Source organism: Rhodohalobacter sp. 614A, assembly GCF_021462415.1.
Classification (GTDB): domain Bacteria; phylum Bacteroidota; class Rhodothermia; order Balneolales; family Balneolaceae; genus Rhodohalobacter.
In genome coordinates this window covers 636813-656043 of record NZ_JAKEDS010000003.1, presented here as the reverse complement: position 1 = coordinate 656043, position 19231 = coordinate 636813, and the positions used below count along the sequence as shown (strand labels likewise).

Here is a 19231-nt window from a genome sequence, read left to right as displayed (position 1 = left end):
CGCCCTCGGTGCTTTCCTCGATGGTTAAATTTTTTCAAAATTTTTTGAGTACGCTCGCTCTTCCCCAGACTCTCCTATAACAAATCTAATAATTGATAGATAAGAATTACGTGAAAGAAGAACATTTTACCATTCAGGAATTAAAAGAAAATCCATCTTTCAGGCGGATGGTAAGAGGGATTGCATCGGCTGAAGAAGTTGAGTTCTGGAATGAGTGGATTGAATCAAGTAATGAAAATCGATTAAAAGCGAAGAGGGCTACTTCCGATTTAGTTGGTTTTGAATTTAAACCGTTGGATCTCCCCAATATTGAACAGCAGTGGGAAAGGGTCTATTCAAAAACAACAGGAAAAGCCAAGGGCGCAACAGATCAGTCTCAAAGGAATAATGAAAATGTTTTAAGATGGATATTCCGGGCAGTAGCAATCATTTTAATCATAAGTATGGCCGGCCTGGGAACTTATTATTTCTACGAAAAAGAAACTGACCAACTTCAATTAGAACAGCTTTCGGAAGCAAGAACAATTACTGCAGATCAGGGAGAACAGAAGACGCTCCAATTTTCAAATGGAGCGAAGGTAATATTAAACAGTTATTCCTCTATAACCTATCGTTTAGGTCCTTCAAACAATTCTACAATCGAGATGAGTTTGGATGGAGAAGCGTGGTTTGATGCGGATACCCACACAAAAAGTGATCAACCAGCATTTTCAGTCACTACCCCAGATGGAATTATCCGGGATATTGGCACGAAATTTTTGGTAACGGTAGAGAATGGTCATTCACGCGTGGTTTTGCAGGAAGGTCTTGTTGAGGTAGCGCCTCTGAAACAAAGCGGTTCTGGCTTACAGGATGAAGAGATGAAGTTTCAGGTGCAAAAGGGAGAGATGGTTGAGTTCAGCCGATCAGATATTATCACACGAAAAAATGTAAATCCAACATTTTATACATCCTGGGCAACAGGATTTATGGAGCTTGAAGAAAGTGGAGTAAATGAATTTGCCCAATACGTGGAGCAGCGATTTGACGTGGACGTACAGGTCAGAGATTCAAGTTTAATGGATATTCGGCTTAATGGTACGGTTTACTTTCGGTCAATGGATGAGCTGATGCGATCTGTATCGGAAGTGATTGGTATTCCGGTCTATCGGTCAGCGAACAGAGATACAGTTTATATCGGTAATCAGCGATAATTTTTAGAAATGAGAAATAGGAATAAACATATGAACGCTATTATGACAAATGTTACAAACAAAACTTGGAGAAGAGTCTCTATCTTTCTTGCAATTTTTTTGTTTGGGTATGTAGGTCAGGCTCAAACTTTAGGCTCACTCTATACATTTCAAAAAGGTGATAGTCAGCTTTACATCGAAGAAGGCTTGAATTTAAAGAATGCCTTGGAGCAGGTTGAACAATACTATAATGTAGGACTCCTGTATCGCTCAAATATTGTAGAAGGATTACAAACAAGACAGGCTGGAATTTTATCTAACAATGTTGAGGAAGCGCTATCATTTCTATTGGAAGGAAGCAGTCTAAGGTTCAAATACCTTAACCCCAAAACATATGGCATTTATGAGAGTTTTGAACTAAGAAAGGCAGATGAAAGAGTTATAAACTCAGCGTTACAGGTTATTAGGGGAAAGGTTATTGATTCAGAAAGCGGTGAGGCGCTTCCGGGGGTAAATGTCATTGTTCAGGGAGGAGAAGAAGTAAGTGGCTCTCTCATGGGAACGAGTACTGACATGGAAGGAAATTATGAAATCCAAATTCCTGATAGCCTTAATACTTTAATTTTCACTTATATCGGTTACCAGAGGTTAGAGGTTGAAATCAATGGAAGGTCTGAAATAAATGTAGAATTAATTCCAGATGTCCAAATGCTGGAAGACTTGGTAGTAGTTGGCTTCGGGCAATCACAGAGAGTGGAAAACCTCACCGGATCTGTTTCTTCTATCAGTGCCAGTACTATAGAAGATAGGCCGCTTACTCAGTCTTCACAGTCTTTAGCGGGGCAAGTTAGTGGTGTAACCGTTTTACAAAGCTCCGGTAATCCAGGGGAGGATCAGGCAACTATTAATATTCGTGGGTTGAATACATTTAGCAGTGCTGGGAATTCACCGTTAGTTCTGGTTGATGGGATAGCCGCTAACATAAATGATGTAAATCCAAGTGATATACAAAGTGTGAGCATTTTGAAAGATGCTGCTTCCGCAGCCATATACGGTTCAAGAGGGGCAAATGGTGTAATACTTGTAGAGACTAAGAAAGGCAGGTCTGGAGCATTACAGGCTGAGTATAATGCCTATGTCGGCTGGACAAAACCCACGGAACTCATTGAATTGGTTGATGCAGCAACATATGCAGAAATGCAAAATGAGGCATTAAGAAATCAAGGACAAAGTCCTGCTTATTCTCAGGAAGAAATAGACAAATTCAGAAGTGGAATAGACCCGGAAAATTATCCTGATTTGAATCAATATAACCTCTTAATGGATTCAGGAAATCCAATTCAAACCAATCATGATTTAAGGTTTTCTGGTGGTGATGATATAAATACCTATTCTTTATCTATTGGTTATTTAAATAAAGATGGCCTCATGGTTCATAATAACTATGAGAGGTACAATGCTCGCCTAAATTTAAATAGCCAAATTACAGAGAAGCTGAATGTCGCCTTAAATTTATCCGGGCACGAAGCAAATCACTCTCAATTAGCAAGTCCGGGAAATCAGGCACGAAGTCATCCTGAAGGCATTATTCAAACATCTATCAAAGTTCCTCCCACTATTGGCGGACAAAGACCTGACGGCACTTATGGGCGATTAGCTGATTTTACAATTCCAGGATGGTTAGCAAGTGATTCAGAAAGAAATCTGGAAGAGCAATACCTGCTCGGTACATTTCAGATTAATTACAATTTACTTGAGAACTTCAAAGTAAACGCTACAGCATCCTATAGAAACAAGGTTTGGGATACAAAACACTTTAAAGGCGAAGTTCAACTGGATGAGAGTGTAACACTCGGGCCTTCAGAATTGATTGAGTCCAGAAATGAAGAGAGTTTATTAACGTTACAATCTACTTTTGAATACTCCCAGGATATTAATGTTCATTCATTTAAAATCTTAGGGGGTTATTCTCAGGAAGAATTCGAAAGAGATTTTATTGAGGCATATCGAGATAATTTTCCGAACAATAATTTAAGAGAATTGAATGCTGGAGATGCAGGAAATCAACAATCTTCCGGTACCTCAGGAGTGTGGGCTTTACAGTCAGTTTTTGGAAGGCTCAATTATTCGTATGATGAAAAATATCTATTCGAATCGAATTTAAGATATGATGGTTCCTCTCGTTTCCCGGAAGAAAACAGGTATGGGTTATTTCCGTCTGCATCCATCGGTTGGAGAATATCAGAAGAAGGGTTCTTTACTATTAATTGGATTGATGAGCTGAAAGTCCGGGCATCTTATGGACAAATAGGAAATCAAGAAATAGGTCTTTATCCATATCAGCTAACTTTAAGTCTTGGAAACAATTATGTATTTGGAGATTCATTTGTTCCTGGTGCAGCAGCCGAGTTACTGCCAAACCGGGATATTCGATGGGAAACCACAACTACCTTTGATTTAGGACTAGATTTCGAATTGATTGAAAATAGGATTAGAGGAACCATTGATTATTTTGATAAGGAGACAGACGATATTTTATTTGGCATTTCTTCCTCTGCCATTTTGGGTTTAACACCCGCTGAACAGAATGCCGGATCCGTAAGAAATAATGGATTGGAGTTCAGTCTTGAATACCGGGATAACTTCGGTGATTTTTTCTTCTCGATAGCTCCGAATTTTTCAATTGTTCATAATGAAGTAACCTCCTTAGCAAACGTAGAGAGAGATATTGAACAGGGATTATTTGTAGGGGAATCAGTGCAATCTATATACGGCTTTGAAGCGGATGGACTTTTCGTAGATGAAAATGATATTAATAGCTGGCCAGAAATGCCTTTCGAAGCTAAACCAGGTGATATTCGTTTAAAAGATTTAAACGGGGATGGAATGGTAACCTTTGAAGGGGACAGAAAAATAATTGGAAATAGATTCCCCAAATATAATTTTGGGGCAACAGTTAGTGGTGGATATAAGTCGTTCGACTTCAACATCCAACTACATGGAGTTGCTGGTGTAAATGCTGTTCATAACAATGGCGAAGCATTTAGAGCATTTTACCTCGGAACAACACCCCAAAAATGGCAAATAGAGAATAGATTCCAGCCAGACAATCCATCTCGTGATGCTAAATATCCATTACTTGAAAATGTCAGTGAGGGAGACAGAAATGCATTGGTATCAACCTATTGGCTTCGAGACGCTTCTTTTCTCAGAATAAGAGATATAACAGTTGGATATACATTACCTGTAGATGTAACAGATATCATTGGAATAAGAGAAGCGCGTATCTATTTCAACGGGAACAATCTATTCACTTTTGATAGCTTTTTCCCGGGTTGGGAACCAGAAATGAATGGTTTCTATCCGCTTACCAAATCGTTGAATTTTGGTGTTAATATTAAAATTTAAATGCATTTATATATGAACTTTTTCAATCAACTTTCAAAGATACTTTTAGTGAGTAGTATAATTGTATTCACATCCTGTGATTCAATTCTGGATGTGGCACCACCTGATCAGCTCTCAGAAACAACATTTTTTCAAACTGAATCTGATGCACGACTCGCATTAGCCGGAGTGTATAGTGTAGGATCATCCCAGGATAATGATTCAAGGAATTCATTCTGGAAGTATAACACCTATCTCAGATTACTTGAAGGCATTACTGATAATGGCAATGAAAAGGATGATTGGTCTAATACTTTTACTGATGGAACACTGAACGCTTCCAATCCTGATGTTGAGAATCTTTGGGAGGGATCGTACGAGAGAATTGCCAAGGCGAATAATTTTTTAATAAATATTCAATCAGTCGAAATGAATGAAGACATTAAAAATGAAATGATAGCTGAAGTCAAATTCTTAAGAGCATATGAGTATTTTTGGCTTTCTCAGTTATGGGGCGGGGTTCCATTAGTAACGGAAGTGCTTACTTTAAATGAAGCGAATAGCGTATCACGTGATTCGAAAGAAAATGTGGTGAGTTTTGTTTTAAATGAGTTGACCGAAGCCTCGAATAATCTTCCTGAAACAAGACCTGCAAGTGAACACGGGAGAATAATAAAATCTGCTGCCTTAGCACTCAAGGGAAGGCTTTTACTGGCTGAGGAAAACTGGTCAGACGCTGCTGCCACTTATAGACAGGTTATTGATATGGGAGTTCATACTATTGATCCCCGATGGAAGGCATTATTTATTGAAGAAGGAGAAACGAGTAACGAGATTATACTATCAATCAAGGCGAAACAGAATGGCGCTAATACTTCAATCCAAAGAACAATCTGGCCATTTCAATACGGAGGTTATCATCAGACAAATGTTTTTGCAAATCTGTTGAAGGATTTTGAAATGATTGATGGCGAAGGCATTTATGAATCGCCATTGTATGACCCGCAAAACCGGTATGAAAACAGAGATCCTAGATTGGATATGTCATTTTTTATACCGGAACGAACAGTTTTTAAAGGGAATCTATATGTTGCCCATCCGGATTCACTTAATGCCCCAGACCGACTACCCAGAAGAGACTGGAGTGGCATTGCTTTAAAAAAATTCGCCGATGAAAATTATGAAGGAAGTACGACGAATTATGGTGGGGATTATCCATTGATTCGGTATGCCGAAGTGTTGCTAAGTTATCTGGAGTCAATGTTAGAGAGTGGTCAACCCATCACACAGAACTTGTTGGATGAAACAATCAATAAGATAAGAACAAGAGAAGCAGTGAATATGCCGCCGGTTACAACCACCAGTGTTGATGAGTTAAGAGAAATTGTAAGAAAGGAACGAAGAGTAGAATTAGCTTTTGAGGGGCTACGATTCTTCGATTTATTGAGGTGGGGTATAGCTGCCGAAACATTGACAGGCAAGTTTTATGGCATTCAATTGACTATAGATCCTGATATCATTTCGACTGGATTCTACAATGAATTTGAAATCAATAATGAAGGATTATTCTTTTATAGGAGTAAGGCTTTTATTGAAGGGGTTAACGAGAAGTGGCCCATACCTCAAAGTGAGATTGATATAAATCCCAATCTTGAGCAAAACCCTGGATATTAAGCTTTAACCAATTCCCATACACAGCGCCATCACTACCTGGAAATTTGGCTAAAGTTATCTTTGCCAGATTTTCAGGTGAATTTTTCCCTAAGTATTGTTTCAAATGAAGTTACTACATCTGATTTCTTACCTCCTTATTCTATCTCTTCTAAATTCTTGTGCGGATGATAAACCTCAAAATTATGAGGTTGATGTTTGCATTTATGGAGCCACCCCATCCGGTATCATGGCTGCTTATGCGGCAAAAAAGGAGGGTTTGTCTGTGGTTATCATTGAACCGAGCCGCTGGGTGGGAGGCATTCTCGGGGCGGGATTAAAGCCGGTGCAGGACATGCCTAATTATGAAGCAGTGGGTGGAAAAACTCGAGAATTAATGCTCGAATTAGGTATTCAAAACGGTGCAGATATGGAATTGGAAGAAGTTAGACGGATCATTAGAGAGGAGATGAGTCCCCGTGAGATACGATCTGATTTTCTGGATTTATTGGAGGAGTATGGGATTCGTGTGATTTATGATCACCGGGTCAGCCATACCCTCAAGAAGAAAACCCGAATAGTGGAGGCTGTGTTTGACCTGGCTCCGTTTGATTCCAACGGGCTGCCTCCGGCAGAAGCCCAGACCGATGACCATCTGCGGGTGGAGGCGGAGATATTTATTGATGCCAGTTACGAAGGAGAACTGATGGCCCGCTCGGGGGTATCCAACCGTGTGGGCCGGGAATCGAAGATGGATTATGGAGAAGAGTTTGCCGGTGTTCGTCCGTTGGGAAACCTCACCCCGATCAGTCCTTTTGTGGAACCGGGGGATCCGCAAAGCGGACTGCTGGCGATGGTGGAGGATGATCATGGCAAAGAGCAGGGAGCTGGGGATCACTACACCCAGGCATATAACTACCGGTTTTATGTGACTTCGGACCCGGATCGCCGGGTTCCCATTACGCCCCCGGAGGATTATGATCCGATGGATTATGAGTTGGTGGGCCGGTATGTGGAATACATCAAGGAAACGGCCGAGGATCGGGAAGAACTGGAGCAACAGCTGAGCATGATTTTTCCGGGGTGGATTAATTCAGGAGTTTACAATTATCAACGAGCGTCCTTGATAACGATGGCTCCGCTGGGGATCAGCCATGTGTATGCGGGGGGGGACTACGGGACCAAGGCCCGGGTGTGGAAAGCTCATCAGGATTATCTTCGGGGGTTGCATCATTTTCTGAGTACCGACGAGCGGGTACCGGCGTTTTTCCGGGAGCAGACGGAAAGTCTGGGCCTGGACGGCTACCATCATCCGGATACCAACGGGTGGCCGCACCAGCTCTACATTCGGGTGAGCCGCCGGATGGTGGGAGAGTATACGATAACGGCCCATGATGTATATAACCGTACGCAGATTGAGGATCCGATTGGCCTGGCCCAGTATGGAATTGACACGTATCCATCCCGCCGGATTTGGTTTACGCGTAATGATACCACGTATGTGGCCATTGAAGGGAATATGTTTGTAGGCGGTTCAAGGGGGCCGACCAATGTTCCGTACCCGATTCCGTACCGTTCGATTACCCCGCAGCGCCATGAGGTGACGAACCTGTTGGTGCCGGTGTTGTTTTCGGCGTCTCACCTGGGGTATGCCTCGGCAAGAATGGAGCCGACGTTTATGATAGCCGGGGAGTCGGCGGGAGTGGCGGCGGCGCAGGCGATGGAGGAAGGAGTGGGGGTGCAGGATATAGACATGGAACGTTATCTGAACCGGTTGAGGGAATTGAATCAGCGGCTCGAGTGGAATCAGAAATAAAGTAATATCAATCAAACAGAGAAGTAATGAAAAAGTGTATTCTGACAATATGCATATTGACTATAGTGACTTACATATCTCATGGGCAAGGTTCAGATGGTGTTATAAAACATGAAATGAAATCAGACCTCTTGGTTTACGGGGCAACTGCAGCAGGAATAAACGCAGCAGTTGCAACAGCTCGAGAAGGGTATTCAGTGATAATAGTGGAGCCCTTCAATAAAATTGGTGGATTAATGGGAACTGGTTTTAGAATGGCACAGGATGTTCCATATGCTGATCATCTTGGAGGGCTTACGGGTGAATTCTATCGAAAAGATACTACCCAGGTAAATTTGAGGCATAAACAAGGGGCTGGCAAATTTAATGTGTCAACATTTCAAGAGATGTTAAATGAATATGAGGATTTAATCAGAGTAATAAAGAATTATAGGCTCACCTCTGTAAAAAAGGAAAATGGAATGATTAAAGAAGCTATTTTCGAATATGCACCTCCTGATAAAAATGGTGTTCCAATACCAGAAAGAGCCTCAGATAATTTAACGAAAGTGATAGCAGAAGTCTTTATAGATGCGAGTTATGAGGGAGATTTGATGGCTTATTCTGGTGTTTCTTATAGAGTTGGGAAAGAATCAAATGAAAAATATGAGGAATCATTAGCCGGAGTTTTAATTGATGAAAAGTTTCCCGGAGTAGATCCATATAAAGAGAAGGGCAATCCCGAAAGTGGATTATTATACCCTCTAACACATCTTAAAAAAGAGGAGGGAGAGGCCAGCGAATACTTCATGTTATACAATTTTAAACTTGCTTGGGAGGATAACCCAACTACAGAATATCCTGGATTTCCGATTGGCTTACCTGCAACTAAAAATGAAGACATATATGAATTGCTGAGAAGATATGTAGATGCTGGTTATGAACTTACGTGGCCCGAAGAAAACTTTAATCGACCTCAATTAATGACGGGTTCTATTCCTGGTAGCCAGGTTAATTATCCTGATGGTGATTGGGAAACGAGATCCGAAATTTGGCAGACGCATGTCGATCATGTAAGAACTTTAAATGATTTTACAGGAAAAGAGGTCCGTTTATTGTCTAACCAAAATGAATCTACGAATGGCTGGCCACATCTTTATATACGTCAAGGAAGAAGAATGATTGGAGAGTATGTAATGACTCAACAAGATATCCAACTCCAGACTGATCCTCCCAGTCCAATTATTGGAATGGGTTACTACAAGATTGACGTATACCCCAATCAGTTAGTAGTTCTTGAGGATGGGACAATTGCATATGAAGGACAATTATGGATTTTAGCAAATCCTGGCCCCTATCAGATCCCCTATGGAGCAATAACTCCGGAAAAAGAGGAAGCGACAAATCTTTTAGTACCCCTATGCATGTCTGCAAGCCATATTGCATACTCTTCAATCAGAATGGAAGCAACCTACATGGTTATGGGAGAATCAGCAGGAATAGCAGCTTCTTTGGCTTTAAAAAATAATCAACCTGTACAAGATATTGATCCCAGGGAATTTACAAGTTTACTAAAGAAATACGATCAAATATTAGAATGGGATGGGAAAGGCTATCGAATGTGGCGGTATAATTATTTATCTGATCCAGTGAGACAACGCCCTCCTCGTTGGGAAACGCACCCTGAAGAGTATTCAAAATATCCGGTAAACCAGCTTTGGAAAGATTAAAAAAAAAGAGAATGATAAGATCGGCTCAGTTATCATTTATACCATTACAGTCAATAGCATGTTTATTTCATACGGCTGGATACTCAGAGCCAAATTACAACAAAACAGGAATGTTGAACAGGTTGATGTACTGATATATGACGCAACTGGTTCAGGAATACTTTCAGCAATATATGCAAAAAGGGAAGCATTGTTGGTGCCGGACTTAGGCCTCTTCAGAATATGCCTAACTGTAAAGCCATCGGTGGCATGTCCCGAGAACTTCTTGTTGAATTAGGCAAACGGTCTGGGCGAGACGAACTTCGAAAATCTAAAATTAGAACAAGAATATTTGAGCTTAAAAAACATGAATATGAAATGGTTATCAATAATTTTAATACTAATAATCTCTATAACTATAGAAGCCGCTACTAGTGTAGATAGTAATGCAAAAAAAGTGGATGATAAAGTTAAAACGGAAGTATTAGTATATGGAGCTACGCCCTCGGGTATCATGACGGCAATTTCAGTCAAAAGGGAGGGGAAATCTGTTTTGATTGTAGAACCGAGCAAATGGGTAGGCGGTATTCTTGGTGCCGGTCTCAAACCTCTACAGGATATGCCTAATTATGAAGCAGTGGGTGGTACTACTCGAGATATATTAAAAGTTTTGGGAGCAGATTCATTAGAACAGCATGAAATGGAAGGTCTTGCTCACAATCCACATGGTCAATACAGAGGTCTCATGGAAAAACAAAGTCCCCGTGAGATACGATCTGATTTTCTGGATTTATTGGAGGAGTATGGGATTCGTGTGATTTATGATCACCGGGTCAGCCATACCCTCAAGAAGAAAACCCGAATAGTGGAGGCTGTGTTTGACCTGGCTCCGTTTGATTCCAACGGGCTGCCTCCGGCAGAAGCCCAGACCGATGACCATCTGCGGGTGGAGGCGGAGATATTTATTGATGCCAGTTACGAAGGAGAACTGATGGCCCGCTCGGGGGTATCCAACCGTGTGGGCCGGGAATCGAAGATGGATTATGGAGAAGAGTTTGCCGGTGTTCGTCCGTTGGGAAACCTCACCCCGATCAGTCCTTTTGTGGAACCGGGGGATCCGCAAAGCGGACTGCTGGCGATGGTGGAGGATGATCATGGCAAAGAGCAGGGAGCTGGGGATCACTACACCCAGGCATATAACTACCGGTTTTATGTGACTTCGGACCCGGATCGCCGGGTTCCCATTACGCCCCCGGAGGATTATGATCCGATGGATTATGAGTTGGTGGGCCGGTATGTGGAATACATCAAGGAAACGGCCGAGGATCGGGAAGAACTGGAGCAACAGCTGAGCATGATTTTTCCGGGGTGGATTAATTCAGGAGTTTACAATTATCAACGAGCGTCCTTGATAACGATGGCTCCGCTGGGGATCAGCCATGTGTATGCGGGGGGGGACTACGGGACCAAGGCCCGGGTGTGGAAAGCTCATCAGGATTATCTTCGGGGGTTGCATCATTTTCTGAGTACCGACGAGCGGGTACCGGCGTTTTTCCGGGAGCAGACGGAAAGTCTGGGCCTGGACGGCTACCATCATCCGGATACCAACGGGTGGCCGCACCAGCTCTACATTCGGGTGAGCCGCCGGATGGTGGGAGAGTATACGATAACGGCCCATGATGTATATAACCGTACGCAGATTGAGGATCCGATTGGCCTGGCCCAGTATGGAATTGACACGTATCCATCCCGCCGGATTTGGTTTACGCGTAATGATACCACGTATGTGGCCATTGAAGGGAATATGTTTGTAGGCGGTTCAAGGGGGCCGACCAATGTTCCGTACCCGATTCCGTACCGTTCGATTACCCCGCAGCGCCATGAGGTGACGAACCTGTTGGTGCCGGTGTTGTTTTCGGCGTCTCACCTGGGGTATGCCTCGGCAAGAATGGAGCCGACGTTTATGATAGCCGGGGAGTCGGCGGGAGTGGCGGCGGCGCAGGCGATGGAGGAAGGCGTGGGGGTGCAGGATATCGATATGGAACGTTATCTGAACCGGTTGAGGGAATTGAATCAGCGGCTCGAGTGGAATCAGAAATAAAAATTGCTTCATGAAAAAAACTATATAATTTAGATCATGAATAGTCTTTGGCTTGCTACAATAGCGTTAGCATCATTTTATGTCAGCTATCGGTTTTATTCCTCCTTTATTGCTAAACGGATTTATAAACTCGATCCTGATTTTCAGACCCCGGCGCATGAACTTGAAGACGGCAGGGATTACGTTCCAACCAATAAGTGGATTGTTTTGGGACACCATTTTACGTCAGTTGCAGGTGCCGCTCCCATTGTAGGACCCGCCATCGCCATTTATTGGGGATGGCTGCCAGCGATTTTATGGGTAGCATTGGGCACAATATTCGCCGCTGGTGTACATGATTTTGGAACCATGGTTCTTTCCGTTCGGCATAAAGGTCGGTCGATTGGAACTTTGGCAGATCAGCTGATCGGTAAACGGGCCAGAATACTATTTCTTTTTATTATTCTGATTCTGGTACTGATGATTAACGCGGTTTTTGCCTGGGTAATTTCCAACCTGTTTATATCCTTTCCGGCAAGTGTACTTTCCGTTTTTATCCAAATTCCACTGGCTGTATGGATTGGATATTATACATATAAACGCCAGGGAAATATATTGATTCCCAGCATATTTGTACTGTTTGTGATGTATGGTACGGCTGTTCTCGCCTCATATATTCCGGCTTTACAAATAGATTTGGTTCAGATGTTTGGTGGGGAAAATCAAACTGGATTTATGGGACTCAGTGGACTGTCTATGGCCTTTTTAGTTTGGATTATCATACTGATGGTCTACGTTTATATTGCGTCAGTTTTGCCAGTTTGGAAACTGTTACAACCAAGAGATTTTATCAACGCTCAACAGCTGATTTTGGGGCTTATCGTTTTGTATGCAGGACTGGCTATTATGGCTCCCGATGTTACAGCTCCTATGAAAAACCAAGCCGCTTCTGATGTAAGCTGGTTTCCTTTGTTATTTATTACAATTGCTTGCGGGGCAGTTTCCGGCTTTCATGGATTGGTGGCCTCAGGAACGACCTCAAAACAAATTGACAAAGAGACGGATACAAGATTTGTTGGATACTTAGGGGCGGTGGGAGAAGGAGCTCTCGCCATTATTACAATTTTAGCGGTGGGCACATTTTTCTCAGGTAGTGAAGCTTTCGCGTCCACATATTCATCATTTGCGGCCGCAGGCGAACATGGATTAAATGCATTTATTCAGGGGGCCGGTCAATTAGCTACGGGATTATGGATTCCGGCAGAAGTAGCTCGTACGATTATTGCCGTTATTGTAGTTAGTTTTGCAGCAACCACCCTGGATTCATCTGTACGGCTTATGCGATATATCATATCCGAGCTGGGAGAGGTCTATGAAATCAAACCGTTGACAAATATTCATGTAGCAACATCTGTTTCGGTTGTATCAAGTGCGGCACTGGTTCTGCTTCCGGAAGGTCCGAAAGGAATTGGCTCAGGCGGATATCTTTTGTGGCCACTTTTTGGAACATCCAATCAATTACTGGCAGGTATTAGTTTCCTGTTGATTACAATTTGGCTGAAGAGAAAAGGTCGTCCGATTATTTATACATTTGTGCCGATGGTTTTTTTATTGAGTATGACACTTTGGGCAATGATTCAGCAAGTTCTTTTTGAGTGGTCGGGATATGGAGAAAACACTATGGATCCACTGCTTTTTTTAATGGGGAGTATTATTCTTGGTTTTACAATCTGGATATTACTTGAGGCTTTTGCCCTACTCAGAAAAAGTAAGCTCACAAAATAGAATGATGTTATGAATGTTTTTGCTCTGATATCATAACGTAGCGACTTATATTTAACGCAATGTCCAACCCTGAATAATTTGATTGTTCAGGGTTTTTATTTTCATTTTTCCGCCATTCCAAAAGAAAATCTGTTCTATCTAAAAATACATGTAAGGGTAGCAGAAATTTCAATCGTAACCTAACTTAAGCCATTTTAAAAAGTGAGCTGATTACCCTTGCTCTTATCTGTATTTAGGATGTTGATTTGTATACATGTTATGGGGTGAAAGGCTTTGTTGAGTCAATTAAAATATCCTGCGAGTTGAAATAGATGGGATAAAAGTGAAGTATGAGTCGTACCAGTAATAGTGAAAGTTTACTGATTGAAAAAATACAGGAAGGCGATGAATATGCCTTTGAGATTGTATTTCTAAAATATCATGAACCACTTTGCCGCTACATTTGGAAATTTGTTCGTAGCAGAGTTCTGGCTGAAGGAATTGTGCAAGAGGTCTTTACAGATGTTTGGAATGACAGGGAAAATTTAAATTCTTCGGGCCATTTGCGCGGCTTGCTTTATGAAATGGCCCGAAACAAAGCGTTAGATCATATCAAGCATCAAAAAATTGTGGATCAGTATATCATAGAAGCCAAACAGAAGATAGAGGAAGATCTGCAACTAAGTATTCAAGAGGAGGGAAAGTACGATTCCCGGATTTTTCATCAGTCTCTTCAGAAGGCCGTTGAAGAATTACCACCGAAGGGCCGGCAAATTTTTGAATTGAACCGAAATGAAGGTCTTACCTATCTGGAAATCTCAGAATATTTAGACATATCTGTTAAAACAGTAGAGACGCACATGAGAAGGGTTTTTCAAAAATTAAGAGAGCACTTATCGAAATATGTATCCATCTTATGTATAGGGGTAATTTTAGGACTCTTCCCATTTTTATAAAACATCCTCACGGATAGAAAGCTTTCGTTACTTAGGTGATTTTCCTCTTCTCCTGATTTTTTTCAAAACCATGTAAGGGTAAAAGGAAATTCGCTCGTATTCCCACCGAATGAAGACGTAAAACATTTTATGAACTGGGAATTACTTTATAAATACGTGCAGGGGAAGTGTGATGAGCACGAGCTTCGCAAGCTGGGAGAATGGTTGCAGAAAGATCCTGCGAACGAAGATTTTTTTACCTCTTTTATAGAGGGATGGAGTGAAAGGGAAGAGGTTTCTTTTGATTTGGATGACCGGTCTGCCTGGAATGATTTCAAAAAAGGCAAAATGAATGCCGAAATCGGAAATGCGGATGTCTCAGGTTATGAGAACATGTCAGGCAATTCCGCCAAAAGAATTCAGCTTGTCAAACAAAAAAAGAAACGTGGCCGGGCTTTTTGGTCGTATTCTCTGGTGGCGGCCATGTTATTAATTGCGGCAATGGTTTTTGTTGTCAGGCAGCACAATCTGTTGAATAATTCTCATCTGGAATCTGTCATTAGCTACCAGGAAATAAGTACGGTAAAAGGACAGCGTTCGAACTTAAAACTTAGCGATGGCTCAAAAGTTGTTTTGAATGCAAGCAGTACGCTAAGGATTCCTCAAAATTACGGGACTGGAAACCGCACGCTCTTTCTGGAAGGGGAAGCTTTTTTTGAAGTAACCCACGACGAAGAAAACCCTTTTGTGGTGATTTCCAATGAGGTGTATACAAAAGATTTGGGTACCCAGTTTAATATAACTGCCTATGATTCTGTCGGCGTAGAGGTGGCTGTAAAAGAAGGATTGGTTTCTATCGGTAAAATGGCCGATGGGAATATGCAAAGGGAAATTGTAGAAATCACGCCTAACAAATTAGGGATTCTTAGCGAAATCGGGGGGCTAACGGTCTCGGATATTGAGGATATGGATCAATATGTGGGATGGACCGAAGGAAAACTTGTCTTTCGCCGTACACCCTTTCCGGAAGTATTAAATCGTTTGGAGCTCTGGTTTGATGTTGAATGTAAAGTAGAGGGACCGCTGGCCGGGTTAAGGAAAAGAACACTAACCGCAACATATGATAATATGGCGATGAGTGAACTGCTTCAGGTCATGGCCATATCCATGAAAGTGTCTTTTGAGCGCAATGGACGGACCATTGTTTTTCAGGACGAAGAACTGTCGGGTGAAAAAGTAATAAAGGATACATAGAAGTCTATCATAAAAACAAAAAGGAGCATATCGATGGAAAAACAGATACAGTTATCTAACCAGGTGATAAAGACCATGTGGTTATTATTATTTATGGTTTGTATATCTGCAAATGGAGCACATAGCCAGCAGTTGTTAGTGGATTTAGCCACCCAGCAAGCCGGGATATCACAGGATGGAATTGATTCTTCAAAAAAACTAAAAAAGGTTATCTATCTGGATGGCGGCGAAAAAATGCTGAGAGAGGTTTTGGAGAACATCGCCGAACAAGCCAATCTAAAGCTATCCTACAGTGAAGAGTTGATTCCCATGTCTAAGGAAATATTCGTTGAGCCGGGAAAGGCTACTGTAGAAGACGCTCTTTGGAGTGTATTGGAAGGAACCTCTCTTCGATTTGGAATATCAGAGGCAGGGCAACTTTTCTTTTTTGAGAGGGGAGAAGAAAATAAATCTTCTAATCAACTAGAACAGGCTATCAGCGGAACAGTCATTGATTCTCAAACTAAAGAAGCGCTTCCCGGTGTAAATGTGGTTGCTAAGGATGCAGGAGAAGCCGGAAGTGCGCCTATTGGGACTACCACAGATATGGATGGTCAATATGAACTTGAAGTTCCTGATGATGTAACGATACTCGTTTTTAGTTATGTGGGATATCAAAGGTTAGAAGTACCCATTGACGGACGCACGGAAATTAATATTGAGTTGAACCAAGACGTGCAAATGCTGGAAGATATTGTTGTGGTAGGATATGGAGTACAGGAGAGAATTAGCCAGACAAATTCAGTTGCCCAGATTGAAGGTGAGGAATTTGCCAGACGCCCCATATCCGATGCTCGTCAAAGCTTGCAGGGATTTGCGCCGGGAGTAACTGTGCTGGATCAGGGCGGGGCACCCGGATCAAATGATATCCATATCCGAGTTCGGGGGATTACAACATTGGGAGAAAGTAGTAGTCCGCTTATTATTGTGGACGGGATTGAACAGGGAATTAATAATATCAACCCTCAGGATATTGAAAACATCTCGGTGCTTAAGGATGCTTCATCAACCGCTATTTACGGTTCCCGCGGGGCCAATGGAGTAATACTTATTACAACAAAACGGGGAAAGGCTGAAAAATTAAATGTTAGTTACAATGGATATTATGCTATTCAAGATGCAATAAATCGCCCTGAACATGTGGGGTTGGAAGAGTATTTCAGGATGGAAAATGCGGCCTATTTAAATTCTGGTCAAAATGCACGATACACTGACGAATACATTCAAAATTATGTAAGCAATGCTCCAAGCCCGGAATATCCGTTACCGTTTCCTTGGTTTCGAAGAGATGAACTTGGAATTTTAAAAGCGGCGCCACAACAAAACCACTCCATTTCTGTAAGCGGAGGAAGTGAATCGATAAGAGCTTTGGCGAGCATCCGCTACCAGGATGTGGAAGGATTAGTATCTAATTTTAGCCACAACCTCAATGAGATCAGGATTAATACGGATGCGAAGTTGTCTTCACGGATAAGAATAAGTGGCGATGTTAACTTCAGACAAAGAAAATATACGGAACCCGGAGATGGTGAAACGGCTGTTTTCGATGCCATGCTCCATAGAAGCAAATTTGCATGGCCTCAACATTCCACAGGAGAATATGGGGTAGCCGGACAAGGGGATAATCCTTTGGTAGATGCCAATCTTTCTGGCAAAAACCGCACCACGAACATGAATTTTGTGGGTAGCATCAAAGGAGAATTCGACATTTTACCCAGCCTTACATTCTCCACGCAGTATGCAATGCGTTATGTGGATGTCAGAAATAAGCAATTTTTAGATCGTTATTATAACCAGGATCCTATTACAGGCCGGGTTATGCAACGCCAAATCAATTCCCTGAATGAAGTAAGAATTGATAATGTAGAATATACGCTAAATAGCTTGCTTACCTACAAGCAGGATTTTAACAAACATGGGGTTACTGGTTTGTTGGGATATTCTACCATTGACCATCAGAATCAAGAAATCACCGGTTATAGAGAAAATTTCTACAATAACGATGTTCAAGCATTAGGACAGGGTTCCAACGATAATCGGAATGCCACAGGCTTTGATTCTGAATATGCACTTCGCTCCTTTTTCTCCAGGATCAACTACAATTTTGATAATAGATATCTTGCAGAAGTTAATGCCCGGTACGACGGCTCTTCCCGATTTAACAAGTCCAACAGGTATGGCTTTTTCCCTTCTTTTTCACTCGGTTGGGTGCTATCCGAAGAGAAGTTTTGGGATGGCCTTGGAGCTGTGGGAACATTTGTAAATGAATTTAAACTGAGAGCATCCTGGGGACAAACAGGAAACCAGGCTATAGGTTTGTATTCATTTTATGAAACCCTCGCGAATGTGGATTACTCTTTCAATGATGAAGCGGTCATTGCTCTGGCCCAATCCAGGCTGGCAAATCAGGATCTTACGTGGGAGAAAACCAAACAAACAGATATCGGTATTGATATGGGGATCATGCAAAACAAACTCATGTTATCCTTCGATTACTACGATAAGGTAACGGACGATATTTTGCTGAATCTGCCTATTCCTGGAGTCGTTGGGTTGGATCCGGCTGCACAAAATGCCGGGGTGGTGGAAAATAAAGGGTACGAAGTATCGCTAACCTATCGCGGAGGAGATGAGCTCAGCTACAGCATTAATGCCAATTTTAGTGATAACCGAAATAAGGTAAAAGATCTTGCTGGTGCAGGCCCTTTCATTAACAACGGATCCGACTTAAATAATCCCACTACAATCGTGAAAGAAGGGTTACCGATTAACTCCCATTGGGGATATCTCACCGATGGCCTGTTTCGTACACAAGAAGAAGTGGATAATTATCCCACTCTGAACAATAATACGGCTCCCGGAGATATCAAGTACGTGGATTTAAATGGCGATGGAGAGATTAGCCCGGAAGATTGGTCATATCTTGGGCAGAGCTTCCCAAGATACGATTACGGTATGACCATTAACCTGATGTACAAAAATTTTGAGCTTTTTTCACAGTGGCAGGGAGCTGCGGGGCACAAAATCCGATTAACCGGAGGCTTACAACAAATAGTAACATTTGAAACCTTTACACATGCCATGTATGAAGATTACTGGACTCCTGAAAATCCGGATGCCAGGTGGCCCCGTCCGATAAAATATGATCGACGAAATGATGAAACCAGTGAGCTAAGAATGATAGACGGGAAGTACTTACGATTAAAAAATCTTGTACTGTCATATAATATCCCAATAGGAATTACCGAGAAATTTTCCCTGAATAATGCAAGAGTGTATATAGGCGCAACAAATCTTCTCACGGTGTTTTCTGAGTTGAAACGAGATTGGGGACTTGATCCCGAAACTCCGACCTCACGAGCTACTTATTATCCTCAGGTTCGGCAATATACAATCGGTGTCGACCTCAGATTTTAAAAAAAACTTTAATGGATAAAGGAAGAACC

10 protein-coding genes are annotated in these 19231 nt (G+C 42.0%); all 10 read left to right on the top strand.

The window, feature by feature from the left end; translation table 11 throughout:
* Window positions 1–92 precede the first annotated feature (92 nt).
* The 10 genes from L0B18_RS16645 to L0B18_RS16600 all read left to right on the top strand — a co-directional run bounded on the left by L0B18_RS16645 (window position 93) and on the right by L0B18_RS16600 (window position 19202).
* Complete coding sequence (locus L0B18_RS16645; protein ID WP_234572936.1) at window positions 93–1193, top strand: FecR family protein; 1101 nt, start codon at window positions 93–95, stop codon at window positions 1191–1193.
* Between the two features lie 30 nt (window positions 1194–1223).
* Window positions 1224–4580: a SusC/RagA family TonB-linked outer membrane protein gene (locus L0B18_RS16640; protein ID WP_234572935.1), complete on the top strand. Its 3357-nt coding sequence runs from the start codon at window positions 1224–1226 to the stop codon at window positions 4578–4580.
* A gap of 48 nt (window positions 4581–4628) precedes the next feature.
* Entirely contained in the window at window positions 4629–6233 is a 1605-nt protein-coding gene (locus L0B18_RS16635) for a RagB/SusD family nutrient uptake outer membrane protein (RefSeq protein WP_234572934.1), read from the top strand.
* A gap of 103 nt (window positions 6234–6336) precedes the next feature.
* On the top strand, window positions 6337–8025 hold the full coding sequence (locus L0B18_RS16630; protein ID WP_234572933.1) for an FAD-dependent oxidoreductase: 1689 nt from the start codon (window positions 6337–6339) through the stop codon (window positions 8023–8025).
* Window positions 8026–8051: 26 nt separating this feature from the next.
* Window positions 8052–9734 (top strand): FAD-dependent oxidoreductase, encoded by a 1683-nt coding sequence (locus L0B18_RS16625; RefSeq protein ID WP_234572932.1) that lies wholly within the window; start codon window positions 8052–8054, stop codon window positions 9732–9734.
* 352 nt (window positions 9735–10086) lie between these two features.
* Window positions 10087–11814, top strand: a complete 1728-nt coding sequence (locus tag L0B18_RS16620; RefSeq protein WP_234572931.1) for an FAD-dependent oxidoreductase — start codon at window positions 10087–10089, stop codon at window positions 11812–11814.
* Between the two features lie 36 nt (window positions 11815–11850).
* Window positions 11851–13578, top strand: a complete 1728-nt coding sequence (locus L0B18_RS16615) for a carbon starvation CstA family protein (RefSeq protein ID WP_234572930.1) — start codon at window positions 11851–11853, stop codon at window positions 13576–13578.
* Between the two features lie 329 nt (window positions 13579–13907).
* The gene (locus L0B18_RS16610) at window positions 13908–14513 is read left to right on the top strand and encodes an RNA polymerase sigma factor (RefSeq protein ID WP_234572929.1); all 606 of its coding nucleotides are present in this window, start codon (window positions 13908–13910) and stop codon (window positions 14511–14513) included.
* Between the two features lie 129 nt (window positions 14514–14642).
* A complete protein-coding gene (locus tag L0B18_RS16605) occupies window positions 14643–15746 on the top strand; it encodes a FecR family protein (protein ID WP_234572928.1) in 1104 nt (367 codons plus the stop codon).
* Between the two features lie 33 nt (window positions 15747–15779).
* On the top strand, window positions 15780–19202 hold the full coding sequence (locus L0B18_RS16600) for a SusC/RagA family TonB-linked outer membrane protein (RefSeq protein WP_234572927.1): 3423 nt from the start codon (window positions 15780–15782) through the stop codon (window positions 19200–19202).
* Window positions 19203–19231: the final 29 nt, after the last annotated feature.